We start from the raw sequence: 18,184 nt of genomic DNA, 5'->3' as shown, positions 1-18,184 counted from the left end.
TCGGGCTCGGGATGCGCGGGAGCGCGGTGGGTGAGGCTCACTCCTTGACGCCGCCGGCCGACAGGCCGGACTGCCAGAAGCGCTGGAGCAGCAGGAACGCCGCGATGAGCGGCACGATCGTCAGGAGCGAGCCGGTGATCACGAGGTTGAAGATCGCCTCGCCGCCGGCTGTCGCCGCCTGCGCGTTCCACTGGTTGAGCCCGAGGACCAGGGGGTACCAGTGCGAGTCCTTGAGCATGATCAGCGGCAGGAAGTAGTTGTTCCAGGTCGCGACCATCGTGAACAGGAGGACCGTCACGACCCCCGGGGCCAGCAGGGGGGCGCTCACCCTGAAGAACGTGCGTACCTCGCCGGCGCCGTCCATCCGGGCGGCCTCGAGCAGCTCGGTGGGGATCGCGTCGTTCGCGAAGACCCACATGAGGTACAGCCCGAACGGGGAGATCAGCGACGGCAGGATCACCGCCCACGGGGTGTTGGTGAGTCCCAGCTTGCTGAAGAGCAGGAAGGTCGGGACCGCCAGAGCCGTGCCCGGAACCGCCACGGCGCCGATGACGACGGCGAAGACCGCGCGCTTGCCCGGGAAGCTGAACTTCGCAAGCGCATAGCCGCCCAGGGTGGCGAGGAGCGTCGCACCGCCAGCGCCCACGACGACGTACAGCACGGTGTTGAGCAGCCACCGGAGGAAGATGCCGTGGTCGTAGGTCAGGGTGTCGTGGATGTTGCTCCACAGCGCGAAGTCGTCCGAGAACCAGAGCCCGAACGAGTCGAACAGCCCGGCCTGCGTCTTCGTCGAGTTGATCAGCAGCCACGCCAGCGGCACCAACGCGTAGAGCAGCACGATGCACGTGAGGACGGTCAGCAGGACGGAACGGCGCGGCTTGTCGACGCCGTGCCGACGACGGCGGGCGCTCGCGGGGCGCGTGACGCGCGGGGAGAGGGTGGTGGCGGCCATGGGTCAGTTCCCCCGTCGCATGCCACGCAGCTGAACGGCGTAGGCGATGATCATGGTGATGACGCCCATGACGATCGCGATCGTCGCCGAGTAGTTGTACTGCTGGCCGGAGAACGACAGCGAGTACGCGTACAGGTTGGGCGTGAAGTAGGTCGAGATCGAGTTGGGCGCGAGCGACTTGAGGATGCTCGGCTCGTTGAAGAGCTGGAAGCTGCCGATGATCGAGAAGATCGTCGCGATGACGAGCGAGCCGCGGATCGCCGGGATCTTGATGTGCCGGACGATGCGCCACTGGCTGGCGCCGTCGATCTCGGCGGCCTCGTAGAGCGACGTCGGCACGACGCGCAGCGCGGCGTAGAAGATCAGCATGTTGTAGCCGACGAACTCCCACGTGACGATGTTGCCGATGGACGCGAGGATCCAGCTCGGGGCGAGCGGGTCGGGCAGGTGCCAGCCGAACGCGTCGTTGATGTTCCCCACGAGCCCGAACCGCGACCCGTACATGAAGCCCCACAGGAGGCTCGCGACGACGGCGGGCACCGCGTACGGCATGAAGATCGCGATGCGGAAGAAGTTCTTGCCGTAGAGGCGGCCGCTGTCGATCGCGAGGGCGACCAGCAGGGCGATGCCGAGCATGATCGGCACCTGCACGACGAGGAACAGCGCCACCCGCCCGAAGCCGGACCAGAACTGCGGGTCCTTCAGCGCCTGGGTGTAGTTGTCCAGCCCCACGAACGCGTTGCCACCGATCAGCCGGTTGCGGAACAGGCTGAGGTAGATCGAGTAGACGAGCGGGGCGAGGAACACCAGCGCGAACACGATGGCGAAGGGCCCGAGGAACCCCCATCCCGTCCAGCGATGACGGGCGGACGGCGCACGACGCCGTCGGGCGGGGGCGACGGCCGCAGGCGGTGCTACCGCGGGTGTCGCTTGAGACATCGTCGTCAACCTCTTCCTCGAGCGCTCCGCATGGTGACGTCACCATTCATGTCAGCGGAGCACAGATGTTTGCGTAAACATGAACAGAACCGATCATGCAGTCACATGGGCTCGGGCGTCAAGCCAGCCCGATCACGGTTCGGTGACGATGCTCACCGGCCGCGAGCCAGCCGACGCCGCCCGGGTTCAGGGCGCGGCGGCACGCCCCGGCGGCGCGGTGCTCGCTCGCACCACCAGCTCGGTCGGCACGACCGCCCGGTGGTCGGTCAGGACCTCGCCGTCGAGCTGGCGCGCCAGCAGCGCCACCAGCTCCTCCCCGATCCGGTGGAAGTCCTGGCGCACGGTCGTCAGCGGCGGCCAGAAGTACTCCGCGAGCGGGATCCCGTCGAAGCCGACCACGCTGACGTCGTCGGGCACGCGGAGCCCGTGCTCGTACAGCGCCCGCATCAGCCCCGCGGCCATCTCGTCGTTGGCAGCGAAGACCGCCGTGACGTCCCGGTCGCGAGCCACCCGAACCCCGAGCTCGTAGCCCGAGCGCGAGCTCCAGTCGCCGCGGAGCGGCACCGGGACCTCGCGGCCCGCCGCCTGGAGGACCTCGCTCCAGACCTGGACGCGGATCTCCGCCGGCGCCGACTCCGCCGGCCCCGCCAGGTGGTGCACCGTGCGGTGCCCGAGGCTGAGCAGGTGCTCGACGGCCGCCTGCGTGCCCCCGCGCTGGTCGGCACCGACCGCCGGGTGGTGCCCGACGAACCGCGAGTCCGAGACCGCGACGGGGAGTCGTCGGGGCAGCACGAGCGTGGCGGGGGTGGCCGTCTCGGCGCGGATGATGACGAGGCCGTCGATCGACTGGTGGTCGAGCCGCTTGACCGCGTCGTCGACGTCGGTCGGCGACGGCGACCGGACGTCCACGAGGCTCGTGGTGTAGCCCTTCTGGCGGGCCGCCTCCACGACCGCCTCGACCGTCCGCGACTCCCCCGTGCGCGCGAGCTGGTGGGCGATGATGCCGATCGCGCCGAAGCTGCCGTAGCGCAGAGCGCGTGCCGCGTGGTTGGGCGAGTAGCCGAGCTTCTCCATCGCCTCGAGGACGCGGCTGCGGGTGTCCGGCCGGACGTTGTCAGCACCGGTCGACACGCGGGAGACTGTCTGCGCGGACACGCCGGCCTCGCGGGCGACGTCACCGATCGACGGGCCGAGGCGGGCCCTCCCCCGTGCGCGGACGGCGCGCACCTCGTCCTCGGTCGACATGGCCCGAGCATAGCCGTGGGGCCGGTCACATCCTGTCCATCGCTGTCAGGTTGGGCAGCAAGTTTGGCGACGTTAACATCGCCGCAGGCGACCCGCCGGCACGACGATCACGGAGAGGCACCATGCATCCCTACGCCCGACGCCGGTCGATCGTGCAGCACGTCCAGGACCGTGGCCTCGTCTCGCTGCACGACCTCTCGGCGCTCGTCGGCGCGTCGGAGGCGACGATCCGGCGCGACCTGCGCGACCTCGATCGGCAGGGCCTGGTCCGCCGGCAGCGCGGTGGCGCCTCGCGCCCGGACCCCGCCCGACGGACGTCGCCCGGTCCGACGCTCGCCGCGCTCGTGGTCGACGGCCCCGCGCGGACCGTGTCGGCCGTCGCACGACTCGCAGCGGGGCTCGTCGAGCCCGGCGACGCCGTCGCGATCGGCGCCGGGACCGGCGACCGGCAGCTCGCTTCCGCGCTCGCCCAGGTGCCCGGGCTGACCGTCGTCACGAACTCGCTGGTCGTCGCGGTCGAGCTCGCACCGACCGACGCCGACGTGATCGTCACCGGCGGCTCGGCCGAGGGCGGCGACGGTCTGGCCCTCGTCGGGACCGCCGCCGAGGCGTCCCTCCAGGGAATCCGCGTGCGGTACGCCTTCGTGCCGGCCGACGGGCTCACGGCGGCACACGGGCTCACGTCCCGCAGCCTCCCGGTCGCGTCCGTCAACCGCGCGCTCGCCCTCGCCGCGCAGCACACCGTCGCGCTCGCCGTGGGTGCCGCCGTCGGCCGGGACTCCGTCGTCGAGGCGGTGCCCAGCCGGTCGATCGGCCACGTCGTGACGGACGCCCACCCCGACGACGGCGCGCTCGCCGGCCTCGCGGCCGGTGGCGCGGTCGTGCACGCCGTGGAGGACGACACCGCGGCAGCGCTCGACGAGGAGCCGGCTCTGCCGGTGCGACGCGCCGGCTGACGTCCTTCAGCGGCCCGGGGGCGGCGCTGCGACCCGACGGCGCGGACGCCCGCCGCGCGGCTCGACTCGCGAGCCGCAGGACGGGCGTCCGCCGGTCACGTCGGGGACCTCCGTCAGCAGGTGCCCGCCCTGCTCCACGGACCGGAGTCGTTCGCCCCCGGTTCCTGGTCGCGGGTCCACCACTGCGCCTTCCACAGCGCGCCGTCGTGGACGACCGTCTCGCCGCCCGTGTAGACCCACGAGTCGGTCCACTCCCGCGCCGTCACGTCCTGGCAGGTGGCCGGCGCGCCGACCTCGGCCCACGCCCCGTACGACGACGCGCCGGGCACCTCAGCCTGCGTCCACCACTGCGCCACGAACGTGCGGCCACCCGAGGTCACCCGGTCGCCGGACGTGTACGCGACCGCCGCGTCCCACGCCGCCGGCTGCGCGACGGCGCCGACCCACGACAGCATCGGGGACTGCGCGTTGGTCGCGGTGAGCGTGAGGGTCACCGGGCCGTCCTCGGCGTGCACGACGTCGTAGGACAGCACCCGGCCCGGGCTCGACGAGTCGAGCGTCACCGTGCCCACCTGGTGGGCCGCGCCGTCGTAGGTGAGCGACACCGCCTCGGTGCGGCTGCTGGTCGGCCACCACGAGTACGTCCCCGCGGCGATCGTGTAGCGGCCCGCGGGCAGGTCGAGCGTGTAGCCGACCTTCGCACCCACCTGATTGGCCGTGTACAGCCCGGTGGTCGTCGTCTTGTCGTAGGGCCCGGCGACGACGCCCTTGACGTAGGGCTCGGCGGCTCCCTTCGCGTTCGTCGCGAAGTGCCCCCAGGTCGCGTCGCCCGCGAGGCCCTGGTCGGGTGCGTCGTTGACCAGGCCGTCCCCGACGAGCCCCCTGACCGCCGTGTAAGCCGGCGAGTCGGAGCCCAGCACGGGCTTCGTGCCCGAGACGTCGGCGAACGCGACCGCACCGCGAGGCACGACCTCGACCCGCGCCGTCGTCCGCGCGCTCCCGTAGTGCCCCGGCACGCTGACCGTGGCCCAGTCCGTGGCGAACGACAGCCCGCCGAGGTCCCAGGTCACCGGAACGTCCCGTGACGTCCCGTCGACCAGCGTCGCGGCGACCGTCGCCGCCAGCCCGGTGGGCGCCTCGCCGGTCCAGGTCGCGGCGCTCACCGGGGCGAGCGACGCGATCTGCCCGAGCAGCGGGTCCGACGCGTCCACGAGCCGCTGGGCCAGCTGCGTCGCGCCGTCGGCGTCGAGCCGATACGCGGCCGGGTCGACGACTGCCTTCTTCGCCGTGAAGATCGCATGCTGCAGCAGGCTCCACGTGGCGTCGGTGAAGTCGCCGGTCCGCTTGACCTTCTCCGTCGCCTGGAGCGCGGCGGCGAGCGCCGTGGTCGACGCCGTGCCCGACGCGGGCGCGCTCGCCACGCCGACCGCGTCGAGCACGAGCTTGCCCGACGCGAGCGACACGGTGACGGTGTGCTTGCCCCACGGCAGGCCGCGCAGCGCGTACAGAGCCTGGAAGTCCGTCGCCGTCTGCGTCTTCGCGCCGAGGGCCACCGGCGTGCCGTCGACGCTCACGTCGAGGGTCGCGGTGCCGTCGTTCGCGCCCAGCAGGTCGAGACCCGACCCGGTGAACGTGTAGCTCACGCTCGAGCCCTTGGTCGACGTCGTCGAGGTCGAGCGCTGGTACTGGTACATGCTCCCGCCGTTGGCGTGGGCCCAGGTCCCGGCGTAGACGAGCTTCGCCTGCGGCGTGCTCGAGAGGTCGGTCAGCTCCTCGTCGTCGAGGTACTCCCCGTAGTACGGGATCTCGTCCTGCACCCGCTGCACGGTCAGGTTGTCGAACTCCGTGTGGTCGAAGCTGCTGGCCAGGTCGACCCAGCCGGACCGGTACGGGTCGTCGTCGGTGAAGGTCGCAACCTTCGTCCCGTCGACGGACGCCGTGATCGTGGCGCCCGCGGCGCGGATCGTGAGGTGGTGCCAGGCGGTCGCGTCCCAGCCGGACGCCGCGGTGCCCTTCGCGACCGCCGTGCCCATGCGCAGGAGCTGCCACGAGCCGTCGGCCGCGACCTTGAGCGCGTACGCCGTCCCGTTGATGCTCGCGGACCCGCTCCCGCCGCTCGAGCGCGCGCCGATCGCGGCGTAGCGCCCGTCCGCGGAGCCGAGGAACTTCACGTCGACCCCGGCCTCGTAGTTCGTCCACCGCCGGTCGCCGACCGCGGTAACCGGGTCGCCGCCGTTCCAGGCGCCCCCGACGCCGGTCGCCGTGCGGTCGATCTGCTGGCGCAGCACCCACCCGTCGTGGGCCGTCTTCACGGCCTCGAACCCGCCGTTGCGGTCCCACGTGTAGAGCGGGATGGTGCCCGTCTCGCCCCCGCGCGAGTCGACGAAGCTCTCGGTCTTCCCGCTCAGTCCGCCGCCCTCCGCGATCACCGGGACGGTCTTGTCGCTGTAGTCGAAGTCGTCCTTCCACAGCGTGCCCGACGACGGGTCGACGTCCAGGACGGTCCGCTCGCCCTCCACAGGGAGCGGCGTGTTCCAGGCGTTGTCGGCGTCCGAGGCCACGTCGAGCGACGTGACCGTCGCGATCGAGTACGGCTTGACCGTCACCGTGTAGGTGCCGTCGGCGTCGGCCTGCACGTCGCCCACGTGCCTCTTGTAGTTCGCGTCGAACGCCTCGCCGTCGTCGGCGGCGCGCGTCTCCCAGACCGCCAGTTTCTGGTCGGCACCGAACGTGAAGTGCTCGGGCGTGACCCGGTACGTCTGGACATACTCGGAGTCGTTGACGACGACGGTGGAGAAGTCGGACCGGTCCGGCGCCGCGAGCGTCAGGTAGTCGGGCTGGCCGTTGCGCCCGTTGACGGGGTTGGTCCCGGTCGCCGTCGTCCGGCTCGCCTGCGGCACGGCGCGCCAGATGCCGGCCGTGTTGTCGGCGTTCTCCCAGCCCGTCACCGCGAAGTCGGCGAACTGGCCGAGGACCGCGAGCCCCGCGTCGTAGTGCATCCACCCCGACCACGGGTCGCGCGCGCTCACCAGCTCCTTGAAGGAGTACTGGCCACCCTCGTAGAACGAGCCGATGGCCGGCTGGTAGACGAACGCGGTCCGGTTGGAGTTCACGAAACCCTTGACGACCGTGTTCGCCATCTCGAGCGGGCCGTTGACCCCGCCGATCCCCGTGCCCGCGACGCTGGGGTCCTTGGTGTTGTTGTTCGGCCGGAACGACGAGTTGGAGAACGTGGCCTGGGCCTCGGAGTTCCAGACCTCCTTGTCGAAGACCTGGGCGAGCTTCTTGAAGTCGCCCGCCGCGTCGTCGTCGGTGTTGTAGTGGTACGAGGCGACGTCGACCGCGTCCCGCAGGGAGCTGTCCGCGACCATGTCGTCGCCGAACGACCCGAGCCCGGCCTCGTCGGAGATCACCGTCTTGATCTGGTGGAACAGCGCCGCCTCGCCCGGCCGGAAGCCGGCCAGCGACGCGTCGTCGCTCACGTACCCCGTCGCGTCGGTCTTCACGCGCTGGGAGAAGTCCTTGCTCCAGGCCAGGTCCGCCGTGGACTCGTTCACCCCCGGGTTCACGTAGTCGACCATGTAGCCGTACGTCCGGTACGCGGCGAGGATCGTGTTCTTGTACCAGGTGTAGATCTTGTCGTTCGTGCTCGCCCAGGCCGGGGCCTCCCAGCGCAGGATGCTCACCTTGAGGTCCGGGTTCAGCTTCTTCGCGTCGGCTGCGAGCTGGAAGCCGGGCTCCCGGGCAACGTTCGCGGGCTCGTCCGCGGTGCGCATCGTCGCGGGCTCGGGCCCCGTCGACGTGTTGCGGTCGTCGCCCATCTCGATCTTGACCTGGTTCATCAGCGGGTGGCTCCCGCCGAACAGGACCTGGAGGAGCTGCGCGTACTCCTTCGGGTGCTGCGCCTTGTAGTCCATGAGCACGGCGCTCGAGCTGTTGCCGCTCAGCGCGCCGAAGCCCTTGAACGTGAGGCCGTTGACGTTGTCCGCGGCGATGTCGTCCGCGTCGACGGTCACGTCGACGGGGTCCTGCTGCGCGGCGGCGGCCACGGCCACGCCCGAGGCGTGGGCGGCGGCGACGGGCAGTCCGACGGCGCCGACGGCGGCGAGCCCGAGGACCGCCGCGAGCGCGGCGCCCCGGGTCCCGCCCACCCGGGCGCCGTGATGACGAGTGACGAGCACGAGTTCTCCCTTGATCACGCGACGGCGGCACCGCCGTCCGCTCGTTCGTGGGCCGCTGCCCACGACGCGTGTCCCCCTGCGTCCTGCGTCCCCGGCCGGGGACCTCTCAGCGCGCGAGCCACCCCCCGTCGACAGCGAGGACCGTCCCGTGGACGTACCGCGCGGCGTCGGACGCGAGGAACACGACCGCGCCGGCGACGTCGTCGGGCGTGCCCCAGCGCCCCGCAGGGATGCGCTCGACGATCGCGCGCTCGCGGTCCGGGTCGGCCCGCAGCGGCGCGGTGTTGTCGGTCGCGACGTAGCCGGGAGCGACGGCGTTGACGTTGACGCCGCGCCCCGCCCACTCGTTGGCGAGAGCCTGGGTGAGACCCGCGACGGCGTGCTTGCTCGCCGTGTAGGCGGGGACGTTGACGCCGCCCTGGAACGACAGCATCGACGCGACGTTGACGATCCGGCCCCGCCCCGCGGTGAGCATGACCCGCCCGGCCGACTGCGAGAGCTGGAACAGCGCGTCCAGGTTGACCTGCAGGACGGCACGCCAGTCGTCGGGCGTCACGTCGACCGCGGGTGCGCGCCGGATGATGCCGGCGTTGTTGACGAGCACGTCGAGCGAGCCCAGCTCGGCGACGACCCGCGCCACGACGGCGTCGAGGTCCTCCGGCGCCACTGCACCGAGGTCGCAGCGCACGTCGAGCGCGCGGCGGCCCAGCGCGGTGATGCGCGCGAGTGTCTCGGTGGGCTCGGAGACGCCCAGCACCGCGACGTCGGCGCCGGCCTCCGCGAGCGCGACCGCGTACGCCTGGCCGAGCCCGCGCGAGCCGCCGGTCACGAGCGCCACGGTCCCGGCGAGGGAGAACTGGTCGAGGATCACGGCGCGCCCCTCAGTGCCCGAGGTCGCGCAGCATCGGCACGGTGCGTCCGACCCACGCGAGCGCGGGGTCCTCGATCGACGCCTGGGTGCGCTGCGTGCCGGCGAGGAACCACAGGAAGTACGTCGTGGTGCCGGGGCCGCTGACGCCGGTGTGGTAGCCCTTCGGCATCATGTGCATGCCGTGGTTGCGGACCGTGAAGTTCTCCTCATAGCCCTCGTCCGTGTACAGCCGGCTGATCCCGAACCCGTCGCCCGGGTTGACGCGGAAGTAGTACATCTCCTCGTGCGCCGCCTCCGTGGGCAGGTTGTCGTAGGAGTGGCGGTGGGGCGGGAACGTGCTCCAGTTGCCCGACGGCGTGAACGTCTCCCCCACGATGAGCCGGCGGGCCGGGAGCTCGGGCTGGGCGACCTCGGTGAGGATCTGGTGGTAGTTCCGGCCGAAGTTCGCGGCGCCCCAGCGGCCCGTCGCGACCTGGTCGGGCGCGATCACGTAGGGGTCCACGGCGAGGTCGGACGGCGCGCTCGGGAGCGCGACCTCGAGCGGGGTCAGGGCCGTCACCGTGAAGGCCGCGCCCGCGGGGACGTAGACCGAGTGCGGCTTGCCGGAGAAGACGTTCGCGCGACCGCCGACGTCCTCGAACGTCCGGCCGGCCACCTCGAACGTCCCGCGGCCACCCAGGATCACCGCGAGGATCTCGCGATCGCCCGACGACCCGGTGTAGGTCTGGCCGGCGTCGAGCTTGAGGAACGTGAAGTCGAGCAGCTCGCACGGGTTGAACGGGAGCTCGTTGCGGCCGTTCTCGGCCGGGATGTAGCAGTGGTTGCGATAGTCCATCGTGTCTTCTCCTCTTTCCTGCTTCACGCGGATGGGGGTCGGGCGTCGTCGCCGACGAACGTGGTGCCGAGCGTGCCGAGCCCGCCGATCGTGATGTCGACGCGGTCGCCGGGTGCCAGCCACCGCCGCGCGACCTCCGCCTCAGGGAGCTTCTGGGGCGTGCCCGTCGCGATCACGTCGCCGGGCTCGAGCGTCATGACCTCGCTCACGTAGGCGACCAGCGCGGCGACCGGGTGGATCATCCGGGCGGTGCTGCTCCGCGCGGTGACCTCGCCGTTCACCGCGACCTCGAGGTCGAGCGCCTGCGGATCGGGGACCTCGTCCGCCGTGACGAGCGCGGGCCCGAACGGCGCGAACCCGTCGAACGACTTGCCGAGCGCCCACTGGCTGCCCCGGTGCTGCCAGTCGCGGGCGCTGACGTCGTCGAGCATGCTGTAGCCCGCGACGTGCTCGAGCGCGCGCTCGGGGCTCACGCGCCGCGCGCGGGTCCCGATCACGACCGCGAGCTCGCCCTCGTAGTCGATCTGGTCGCTCTCGCGCGGCAGGACGACCGGGACGTCCGGACCGACCACGGTGTTCGCCGTCTTGACGAACACGTCGGGCCGGGCCGGCGGCGCGGCGCCGGAGCCCCGGGTCCCGTCGTGCCCGAGGTAGTTGTAGCCGATGCCGAGCACCTTGCCGGGCCGCGGGACGGGCGCGTCGAGGACGACCTCCCCGCGCGGGACGAGCGCGCGCGGGTCGGGCTCGGCGGCGGCCGCGCGTGCCCGGTCGAGCGCGGCCGGGCCGCCCTCGAGGATCCCCACCACGTCGGACGGGAGCGCGGCGTCGGCGAGCGCCAGGTCGAGGACCAGGGCGCCGTCGTCGACGAGGACCCCGGCCCGGCCGGGGCGGGTGGAGGGCTCGGAGGCCCGGCGGAACGTCACGATTCTCACGGCGGCCTACCAGTACGGGGTCCACTCGGGGCGCGCGGCGCGCACCAGGGCCTCGAGGTAGAAGTAGTCGCCCCAGAGCGTGCCCTCGTCGACGCCCACGCCCTTGGGCCGGTCGTAGACGCCGTGCAGGAGGAGCGCGTCGCTCGCTCCGTCGGCCGGCGCGTAGCCCTCGACGAGGGCCGCCAGGATGCGCCGCGCGGCGGCGCGGAGCTCCGTCGCGCGCGCGGCCGCCTCCTCGCCGCCGTCCTCGAGGTGGCCGGCGAGCTCGTCGAGCCCGCAGGCCGCGATCGCCGCGGCCGAGCTGTCGCGCGGCTCGCCGCTGTCCACCCCGAACATCAGGTCCCAGACCGGCACGCCGTCGGCCGGCAGGTGCGCGAGGAAGTAGCGGGCGCAACGCTCGGCGGCGTCGAGGAGCGTGCGGTCGCGCAGGTAGCGGTAGTTGAGCGAGAAGCCGAGGATCCCCCACGCCTGGCCCCGCGCCCAGCAGGAGCCGTCGGCCTGGCCCTGTTCCGTCCCCCCGCGCAGGGCGTCGCCCGTCTCGGGGTCCCAGTAGAAGGTGTGGAAGGTCGAGTCGTCCTCCCGGAGGATGTGGTCGCGGAGCTGGCGGACGTGCCGCGCGGCCGCGTCGGCGAAGCGCGGGTCCCGGCCCGCCTGCGACGCCCAGAACAGCAGCGGCGTGTTCATGAGGCTGTCGATGATGGTCCGGCCGCGCTGGGCCGGGTCGTCGAGGTCGCCCCACGCCTGGAGGATGCCGGCCGGCTCGAGGAACCGGACCATGAGGTGGCCCGCCGCCGCGAGTGCGGCGTCGCGCGCGCGCTCGTCCGCCAGGAGCCTGGCCGGCGCAACGCACGAGAGCGTGTAGAGGAAGCCCAGGTCGTGCGTCTCGAGGTCGAGGCCCCGCCCGACGCGGTCGACGAACGACTCGACGTGGGCCTCGCCGTAGGTGCGGAACGTGGTGTCGCCCGTGACCTCGTACGAGAGCCACTGGGTGCCGGGCACGAAGCACGTGGTCCAGCCGACGTTGCTTCCCTCGGGCAGGCCGTCGGGCGCCGGGCGCAGCAGGTACCGGCCCCCCGTCGTCGTGTCGTCGGGAAAGCGCACCCCGAGCTTCTCGGCCAGACGGCCGACGGCTCGCGTGGCGTCGCCGATCGCGGCGTCGAGCGCGTCGGGGTCGAGCGCGGCCTCGGTGGTGGGTGCAGTCACGGGGGTGTTCCCTTCAGGAGCGGGGTACGCCTCGGAGGCGGACGAGTTCATGCGGTCGGGCTCGGCGCCCCGACGGCGCCGGCCGGGTCGAGCGCGGGACGCAGGGCGTACCGCGTGTTGGCCCAGACGACGTACAGGAGCGGGGCGAGCGCAAGGCCGAGCCCGAGTGCGGGCCTGGCCGCGACGACCGCGGCGAGCAGGCCGAGCAGGAAGAGCGAGAGGACGGTCAGGTACCAGCGGCGGACGGCGGCGTAGCCGGCCGCCCGGAGCACGTCGCGGACGCGGGCCCGCGGCGCCGAGCCCAGCGCCACGAGCGCGGTCAGGGTGACGCAGACCGCGACCAGGACCAGCGTCACGAGGACGGGGATCGCGAACGCCCCGACGCGGTTGCCCCACGCGGCGGCGACGTCGACCCCGGCCACGACGCCCAGCCCGGCGCCGAGCGCACCGACCGCCGCGGCCCGCGGCAGCACCGCGCGCCACGCGCGCCAGAACGTCCGGACGACCGGGGTGCTCGTGTCGGCGGAGAACGCCTCGAACACGGCGGCTGCGGCCGCCAGCGCGGGCGCGCACAGCGGCGCGGTCGCGACGAGAGCCGGCCACGACCGGGACGGGTCGGTGGTGAGCAGCCCCAGCACGAGGGGCAGGCACGAGACGACGAGCATGACGTTGGTCGCGAGCGCCGCGTAGACGGTGCTCATGATGAGCCCGAGCATGTCGTGCAGCGAGTTCTTGAAGTTCATCGCGTCAGCCCTTCAGACCCGTGGTCGCGATGCCCTCGACGAAGTACCGCTGGCCGAGCATGAAGATGATCGCGATGGGCAGCACCGAGACCACGGAGCCCGCCATGATCCACGCGTAGTCGGCGTTGTACTGGCTGATGAACGACTTGAGGCCGATCTGGATCGTCCACAGGTCCGGGCTGCGCAGGTAGATCAGCGGGCCGAGGTAGTCGTTCCACGTGTTGACGAACGTGAGCAGCGTGAGGCTGGCGATCGCCGGGACGGACAGCGGGAGCATGATGCGCCGGTAGATGCCGTACTCGGACAGCCCGTCGATGCGGGCCGCCTCGCTCAGCTCCTCGGGCACCGTCTCGAAGAACTGCTTCATGAGGAACACCCCGAAGGCCCCGAAGGCCTGAAGCGCGATGATCGACCACAGCGTGTTGTTGAGGTGGATCTTCGACATCAGGATGAACTGCGGGATCATGTACGACTGCCACGGCACGGCGATCGTCGCGATGTACCCCAGGAACAGAGCGTCGCGCCCGGGGAACCGTATCCGGGCGAACCCGTAGGCGGCGAAGCTCCCGGTGAGCACCTGCAGGAACGTGACGGAGACGGAGAGCACCAGGGTGTTCTTCAGCCACGTCAGCATGTCGCCCTTGGACCAGATGTCGACGTAGTTCGACCACACGATCGACTTGGGGAACCACTGGATCGGGATCGTGAACACGTCGCTGTTGTGCTTCAGCGACGACATGACCATCCAGTAGAACGGCAGCAGCAGCGCCGCCGCGGCGACGACCATGACGCCGTAGCCGACGATCTTGCCGGTTCGTCCCAGCGGGCGACGTCCGCGCCGCCGGGGCGGCGACACCAGCGTGGGCTCGAGCGTGCGGGCCTCGGCGAGGGTGGCCATCAGCGCTCCCTCCTCTTGTTGACGAGGAACTGCACGACCGTGACCAGGACGCACAGCAGGAACAGGACGATCGCGACCGTGGAGGCGTAGCCGAACTGGTTCTCCTCGAAGCCCTTCTTGTAGATGTACTGCGAGAGCACGAGGGTCGACTGCCCGGGGCCGCCGTTCGTCATCACGAGGATCAGGTCGAAGACCTTGAGGCTGCCGATGGTCAGCATCACGGTGACGAAGAACATCGTGGGGCGCAGCGACGGGATGGTGACGTTCCAGAACCGCTGCCACGCGTTGGCGCCGTCCATCCGCGCCGCCTCGTAGAGCTGCTGCGGGATGGTCTGGAGGCCGGCGAGGAGGAGGAGCATGTAGTAGCCCATCTCCCGCCAGACGCCGACCAGGATCACGGCGGGCATCGACCACGTCGCGGACGACGTCCACCCGGGCGGGTTGTCGACGCCGACGAAGCGCAGGATCTCGTTGATCGGCCCGTACTTGGGGCTGAAGAGCGCGTTCCACACGACGGCGATCGCGACGATCGACGTGATGTAGGGGAAGAACGCGGCCGTCCGGAAGAACGTGACGCCGCGGAGCTTCCGGTTGAGCAGCAGCGCCAGGCACAGCGAGACGCAGAGCGTGATCGGGATGTGCAGCGCGGAGTAGTAGAGCGTGTTGCGGAACGCCGTCCAGAAGCTGGTGTCGTGGATCAGCCGGCGGACGTTCGTCAGCCCGGTCCAGCTCGCCGTCCCGAAGACGTTCCAGTCGGTGAACGCGAGGTAGAACAGCGCGCCCACGGGGATGAGCGTGAGGAAGGCGAACCCCAGGAAGTTCGGCAGGATGAAGCTCCACCCGATCAGGGTGTTGCGGAGCCTCAGCCTGCTGCCGGGGCGGCGTCGCGCCGCGGTGAGCGTCGTCGTGGCCATGGTGGGTGCTCCTGTCGATGGGACCGGTGGTGGGCCCGGCGGGGGCGGGGGTTCCCGCCCCCGCCGGGCGCCGTCGTCACCGACGGCTCACGGGGCCTCGTTCTTGGCCCGCGCCTCGGCGTCCGAGATCGCCTTGTCGACGGCGGTGCTCTTGGACATCACGGCCGTGTGCAGGTCGTTGAGGATGTTCTGGAGCGTGGCCGTCTTGGCGGACACCGGGTTCTCCGGCTTGGTGTCGTGGGTCGAGAACGCGAACTTCGACAGGGCATCCGTCGGCATGCCCTTGAGCTGGAAGAACGTGTCCGCGACAGCCGACGTGTTGGCGGGCGTGATGCCGATGGAGGCCAGCGACTTCGCGCCGTCGACACCCGCGGCGTACGCGAGGAACTCCTTGGCGGCGGCGACCTTCTTCTTGTCGATCTTCGGGTTGATCCCGAGCCCGGTCGGGTCGCCGAAGGTGACCGGGGTCTTGTCGGTGCCGGTCGTGCTCGCGTCGGCCTGCGGCGCGGGCGCGATACCCCAGTCGAAGGTGTCGGCGTCGCCGGTGCCCTGCTGGGACAGCAGGGTCGCGATGTACCAGGTGCCCATCGGCATCATCGCGGCCTGCTGCTTGCCGAACTCCGCCTGGTAGGTGAGCGAGTTGCTCGTCGCGTCGCCCAGGCTGACCTGGGCGCCCGCGTCCTGGAGCCCGAGCGCACGCTCGTAGTAGGGCTTGAGGTAGCCGAAGTCGTTGTTCAGCAGGTCGGCGCCCTGGGTCTGTGCCAGCGCGAAGCCCTGGACCGTCGACTGCCACGTGTGCTGGTACGTGCCGAGGGCCTTGGAGTCCTTGGCCGACAGGTTCTGCGTGAGCTTCTTCGCGGCCGCGTCGTAGTCGTCCCACGTCCACGAGCCGTCGGGGGCGGCGACGCCCGCCTTCTTGAACAGGTCCTTGTTGTAGAAGAGGACCCAGGAGTCCTGGCGGTAGGGGATCGCGTACGTCTTGCCGTCCACCGCGTAGTCCGAGAGCCCGCCCGTCGCGTCCTTGTCCAGCTTCGCGGCGACGTCGGACACGTCGAGGAGCTGGCCGCCGCCCTGGTACGTGGCGTAGTTCTTGAGGTTCTTCTGGACGTAGACGTCGGGCGCCTTGCCTGCCGAGAGGTCCGCCGTCATCTGCGTGTCGTAGTTGGTGGCGTCGTACTCCTTGAGCTCGACCGTCACGTTCGGGTCGACCTTGTGGAAGCCGTCGGCGAGCGTCTTGAACTCGGGCGTCGTCGAGAGGCTCCAGCCTGCGAGCGTGAGGGTGACCGGGCCGTCGGGCGTCTCGTCGCCGCCGGAGCCACCGCCGCCGCAGCCGGCGAGGGTCAGGGAGGCCACCACGGCGGTGCCGAGGAGAGCCAGGGCAGAACGCTTCATCACGTGCTCCTTTGATGCGTCGTGGTCCGTCGTTGGACCGTTCGGGTCACCGAGGACCGGGGGTCGTCTCGGAAGGGGTGGTGCTGTCGGAGGGGTGGTGCGGGACGGACGCCGCCTCGGGAACGGACGTCGTGGTCGCGGCGCCGTCGGGCCAGGTGACGACGACGTCGCCCGCCGGCGTGAGCCGAGCGGTCAGGGGTGCGCCGGCGGCGGCTCCGGCCGCGTGGGGGCCGCCGAGCTCGAGCAGCACGGCGTGCCACGCGCCGCCGACGACGGCGAGCCGGACCCACGGGACGAGCGCCGTCGGGCCGAGCGGGGTGGCGTCGTCACGCAGGTCGACGCCGGTCGCGACGGGGTCCGGGGCCGGCGCGAGCGCCCCCACGGGCACCACGGCGACGGAGGACCCGAGCCCGCCGGCCGCCGCGCGGGCCGAGCCCGCGTCGTGCGCCGACTCCCCCGGTCCGTCGCCGCTCACCGCCCACCCGCCGACGCGCAGCGAGACGGCCGCCTCGGCCGGGTGGTCGACGCGGACGAGCCGGAGCTCCCACGGACCCCGCACGAGCGAGACCGTCGTGAGCACGCCGGCCGCGGTCGCCTCGCCGCCGCGCCCGCTGCCGTGGTCCGGCTCGTCGTCGGCGGTCTGCACCCAGTGGGCGTTCGCGACGGAGGCCGCGACCCCGACGTCGCCGTCGGCACGGGTCGCGAGGACGCGCATCCCCGAGCGGTGCGACGCTCGCCCCCGCGGGTCGACGAGCGCGACCGACTGGTCGAGCGGGTCGCGCCACGCCGCGTCGTCGAGCAGCGGCGACGTCGCCGTCGAGTACCCGAGCCGCGCGTACAGGGGGCTGTCGGCGACGTCGGCGTCCGCGACCGCGTGGTCGGTGCCGTGGTTGACCACCCGCACGACGCCGTCGGCGCGCGTGCCGGAGACGATCCAGCCGGGCGCCCGCACGGCCCGCAGCACGTCGCCGCGCTCGACGGGCAGCGGCTCGTCGGGCGCCGTCCAGACGGGGTGGTCGGCGGGGAGCGCGATGCCGAGCAGGCCCTTGGCGGCCCAGTACGGCGACCCGGGCCCGGAGTACGACTGGGCGAGCGGCCGCCACTCGTGGTGCCAGCCGAGCGTGAGGAGGCCCCGCTCGTCGGGCGCCCCGTGCTCCGCGAAGTGCCCCACGACGCGGGTGGCGGCGCGACGCAGCAGCCCCGGCCCGAGCGAGGGGACCTCGGCGATCGAGCCGACCCAGAACGGCGCAGCGGCGGCGAAACGGTAGATCAGCGAGCGCCCCTGGAGGAGCGGCGACCCGTCGCCCCCGACGAGCGCGACCGCGTCCTGGAGGTAGCGGTCGAGGAGCGCGACGTCGTGGGCGCGACGGGGCGCCGCGAGGTCCTCGGCGCCCCGCATGCGCGCCCACAGCGCGGGGTACAGGTGGAGCGCCCAGCCGGTGTAGTGGTCGAACGCGCGCTCCTGCCCGTCGGCGAGCCAGCCGTCCGCCCGGACGAACGAGTCGTGTGTCGCGAGGTCCTCGGCCATGTCGTCGGCGGACCACGGACCGCCGACGGACCGGAGGAACGTCTCGACGACGAGGCGGAACCACACCCAGTTGATCCGCGGGTACGTGTCGTCGCCGACGGCGGCCGCGAGATACGCCACGACGCGCTCCTGCACGGTGGTGGGCAGACGGTCCCACAGCCAGGGCCGCGTGAGGTCGAGCACGAGGGCGATCGACGCGGCCTCCACCTTGGCCTGGCCGTGCTCGTCGAGGCGGACCCATCGCTCCTCGGAGGCCGGGTCGGTCCCCGCCGCGAGGCCCGCCGCGTAGCGCTCGAGGAGCTCGTCGACGCCCTCACCCCGCGCGCCGGCGATCCGGAACCCGGCGAGGAGGAACGTCCGCGCGAAGCCCTCGAAACCGTCGACGCGACGGCCGTAGCCGCCCTCGGCGCCCGGGAGCGTGATGAGCGCGCCGCCCGGCGAGGCGAAGGGCCGGACGGCGACGAGCATGCGGTCCGCGAGCGCCACGAGCGCGTCGCGGGACGGCTCCCGGGCGGGTGTCTCGCGGTGGTGCGCAGCGCTGCGGTCCATACCGAATTCCTCGTCGAGCTCGTGCGGTGGCGCCGGGATGGCGACG

Annotated in this window: 14 protein-coding genes; 1 reads left to right on the top strand and 13 read right to left on the bottom strand. The window is 72.1% G+C overall.

Annotation, left to right across the window (positions count from 1 at the left end; all coding sequences use genetic code 11):
* Positions 1-37 precede the first annotated feature (37 nt).
* From ACLQ14_RS12090 to ACLQ14_RS12080, 3 genes are all read right to left on the bottom strand, one after another.
* On the bottom strand, positions 38-952 hold the full coding sequence (locus ACLQ14_RS12090) for a carbohydrate ABC transporter permease (RefSeq protein ID WP_425813280.1): 915 nt from the start codon (positions 950-952) through the stop codon (positions 38-40).
* A 3-nt stretch (positions 953-955) separates the two neighbouring features.
* Positions 956-1,891 carry a carbohydrate ABC transporter permease gene (locus tag ACLQ14_RS12085; protein WP_425813278.1) on the bottom strand — a complete coding sequence of 312 codons (936 nt, stop codon included), beginning with the start codon at positions 1,889-1,891 and terminating at the stop codon, positions 956-958.
* A 186-nt stretch (positions 1,892-2,077) separates the two neighbouring features.
* Positions 2,078-3,136: a LacI family DNA-binding transcriptional regulator gene (locus tag ACLQ14_RS12080; protein ID WP_425813276.1), complete on the bottom strand. Its 1,059-nt coding sequence runs from the start codon at positions 3,134-3,136 to the stop codon at positions 2,078-2,080.
* A gap of 122 nt (positions 3,137-3,258) precedes the next feature.
* Between ACLQ14_RS12080 and ACLQ14_RS12075 the strand changes: the two genes are divergently transcribed.
* Positions 3,259-4,092, top strand: coding sequence for a DeoR/GlpR family DNA-binding transcription regulator (locus ACLQ14_RS12075; protein ID WP_425813274.1), 834 nt, complete (start codon positions 3,259-3,261; stop codon positions 4,090-4,092).
* A 113-nt stretch (positions 4,093-4,205) separates the two neighbouring features.
* On the opposite strand, the gene ACLQ14_RS12070 is transcribed toward ACLQ14_RS12075, so the two are convergent.
* The 10 genes from ACLQ14_RS12070 to ACLQ14_RS12025 all read right to left on the bottom strand — a co-directional run bounded on the left by ACLQ14_RS12070 (position 4,206) and on the right by ACLQ14_RS12025 (position 18,138).
* On the bottom strand, positions 4,206-8,273 hold the full coding sequence (locus tag ACLQ14_RS12070; RefSeq protein ID WP_425813272.1) for a carbohydrate-binding protein: 4,068 nt from the start codon (positions 8,271-8,273) through the stop codon (positions 4,206-4,208).
* A gap of 106 nt (positions 8,274-8,379) precedes the next feature.
* Complete coding sequence (gene kduD / locus ACLQ14_RS12065; protein WP_425813270.1) at positions 8,380-9,144, bottom strand: 2-dehydro-3-deoxy-D-gluconate 5-dehydrogenase KduD; 765 nt, start codon at positions 9,142-9,144, stop codon at positions 8,380-8,382.
* 10 nt (positions 9,145-9,154) lie between these two features.
* Positions 9,155-9,979, bottom strand: a complete 825-nt coding sequence (gene iolB, locus ACLQ14_RS12060) for a 5-deoxy-glucuronate isomerase (RefSeq protein ID WP_425813268.1) — start codon at positions 9,977-9,979, stop codon at positions 9,155-9,157.
* A 23-nt stretch (positions 9,980-10,002) separates the two neighbouring features.
* A complete protein-coding gene (locus ACLQ14_RS12055) occupies positions 10,003-10,911 on the bottom strand; it encodes a fumarylacetoacetate hydrolase family protein (RefSeq protein ID WP_425813266.1) in 909 nt (302 codons plus the stop codon).
* 6 nt (positions 10,912-10,917) lie between these two features.
* Positions 10,918-12,114, bottom strand: coding sequence for a glycoside hydrolase family 88 protein (locus ACLQ14_RS12050; RefSeq protein ID WP_425813264.1), 1,197 nt, complete (start codon positions 12,112-12,114; stop codon positions 10,918-10,920).
* 47 nt (positions 12,115-12,161) lie between these two features.
* Entirely contained in the window at positions 12,162-12,857 is a 696-nt protein-coding gene (locus ACLQ14_RS12045) for a ferredoxin-NADPH reductase (RefSeq protein ID WP_425813262.1), read from the bottom strand.
* Between the two features lie 4 nt (positions 12,858-12,861).
* Complete coding sequence (locus ACLQ14_RS12040) at positions 12,862-13,755, bottom strand: carbohydrate ABC transporter permease (protein WP_425813261.1); 894 nt, start codon at positions 13,753-13,755, stop codon at positions 12,862-12,864.
* A complete protein-coding gene (locus tag ACLQ14_RS12035) occupies positions 13,755-14,669 on the bottom strand; it encodes a carbohydrate ABC transporter permease (protein ID WP_425813259.1) in 915 nt (304 codons plus the stop codon). Before ACLQ14_RS12035 ends, ACLQ14_RS12040 begins: the two co-directional genes overlap by 1 nt.
* Before the next feature lie 87 nt (positions 14,670-14,756).
* A complete protein-coding gene (locus ACLQ14_RS12030) occupies positions 14,757-16,061 on the bottom strand; it encodes an extracellular solute-binding protein (protein ID WP_425813257.1) in 1,305 nt (434 codons plus the stop codon).
* Positions 16,062-16,107: 46 nt separating this feature from the next.
* Positions 16,108-18,138, bottom strand: coding sequence for a DUF2264 domain-containing protein (locus ACLQ14_RS12025; protein WP_425813255.1), 2,031 nt, complete (start codon positions 18,136-18,138; stop codon positions 16,108-16,110).
* Between the last annotated feature and the right edge of the window lie 46 nt (positions 18,139-18,184).

It is taken from the genome of Luteimicrobium sp. DT211, assembly GCF_049844995.1.
Taxonomy (GTDB): Bacteria; Actinomycetota; Actinomycetes; order Actinomycetales; family Cellulomonadaceae; genus Luteimicrobium.
This window is presented reverse-complemented; position numbering and strand designations above follow the sequence as displayed.

Bases quoted from the DNA above. Each gene is read 5' to 3' on its own strand.
- ACLQ14_RS12040 (WP_425813261.1), bottom strand. From the start codon at position 13,755: ATGGCCACCCTCGCCGAGGCCCGCACGCTCGAGCCCACGCTGGTGTCG.
- ACLQ14_RS12085 (WP_425813278.1), bottom strand. From the start codon at position 1,891: ATGTCTCAAGCGACACCCGCGGTAGCACCGCCTGCGGCCGTCGCCCCC.
- ACLQ14_RS12045 (WP_425813262.1), bottom strand. From the start codon at position 12,857: ATGAACTTCAAGAACTCGCTGCACGACATGCTCGGGCTCATCATGAGC.
- ACLQ14_RS12090 (WP_425813280.1), bottom strand. From the start codon at position 952: ATGGCCGCCACCACCCTCTCCCCGCGCGTCACGCGCCCCGCGAGCGCC.
- iolB (WP_425813268.1), bottom strand. From the start codon at position 9,979: ATGGACTATCGCAACCACTGCTACATCCCGGCCGAGAACGGCCGCAAC.
- ACLQ14_RS12030 (WP_425813257.1), bottom strand. From the start codon at position 16,061: ATGAAGCGTTCTGCCCTGGCTCTCCTCGGCACCGCCGTGGTGGCCTCC.
- ACLQ14_RS12075 (WP_425813274.1), top strand. From the start codon at position 3,259: ATGCATCCCTACGCCCGACGCCGGTCGATCGTGCAGCACGTCCAGGAC.
- ACLQ14_RS12080 (WP_425813276.1), bottom strand. From the start codon at position 3,136: ATGTCGACCGAGGACGAGGTGCGCGCCGTCCGCGCACGGGGGAGGGCC.
- ACLQ14_RS12025 (WP_425813255.1), bottom strand. From the start codon at position 18,138: ATGGACCGCAGCGCTGCGCACCACCGCGAGACACCCGCCCGGGAGCCG.
- ACLQ14_RS12035 (WP_425813259.1), bottom strand. From the start codon at position 14,669: ATGGCCACGACGACGCTCACCGCGGCGCGACGCCGCCCCGGCAGCAGG.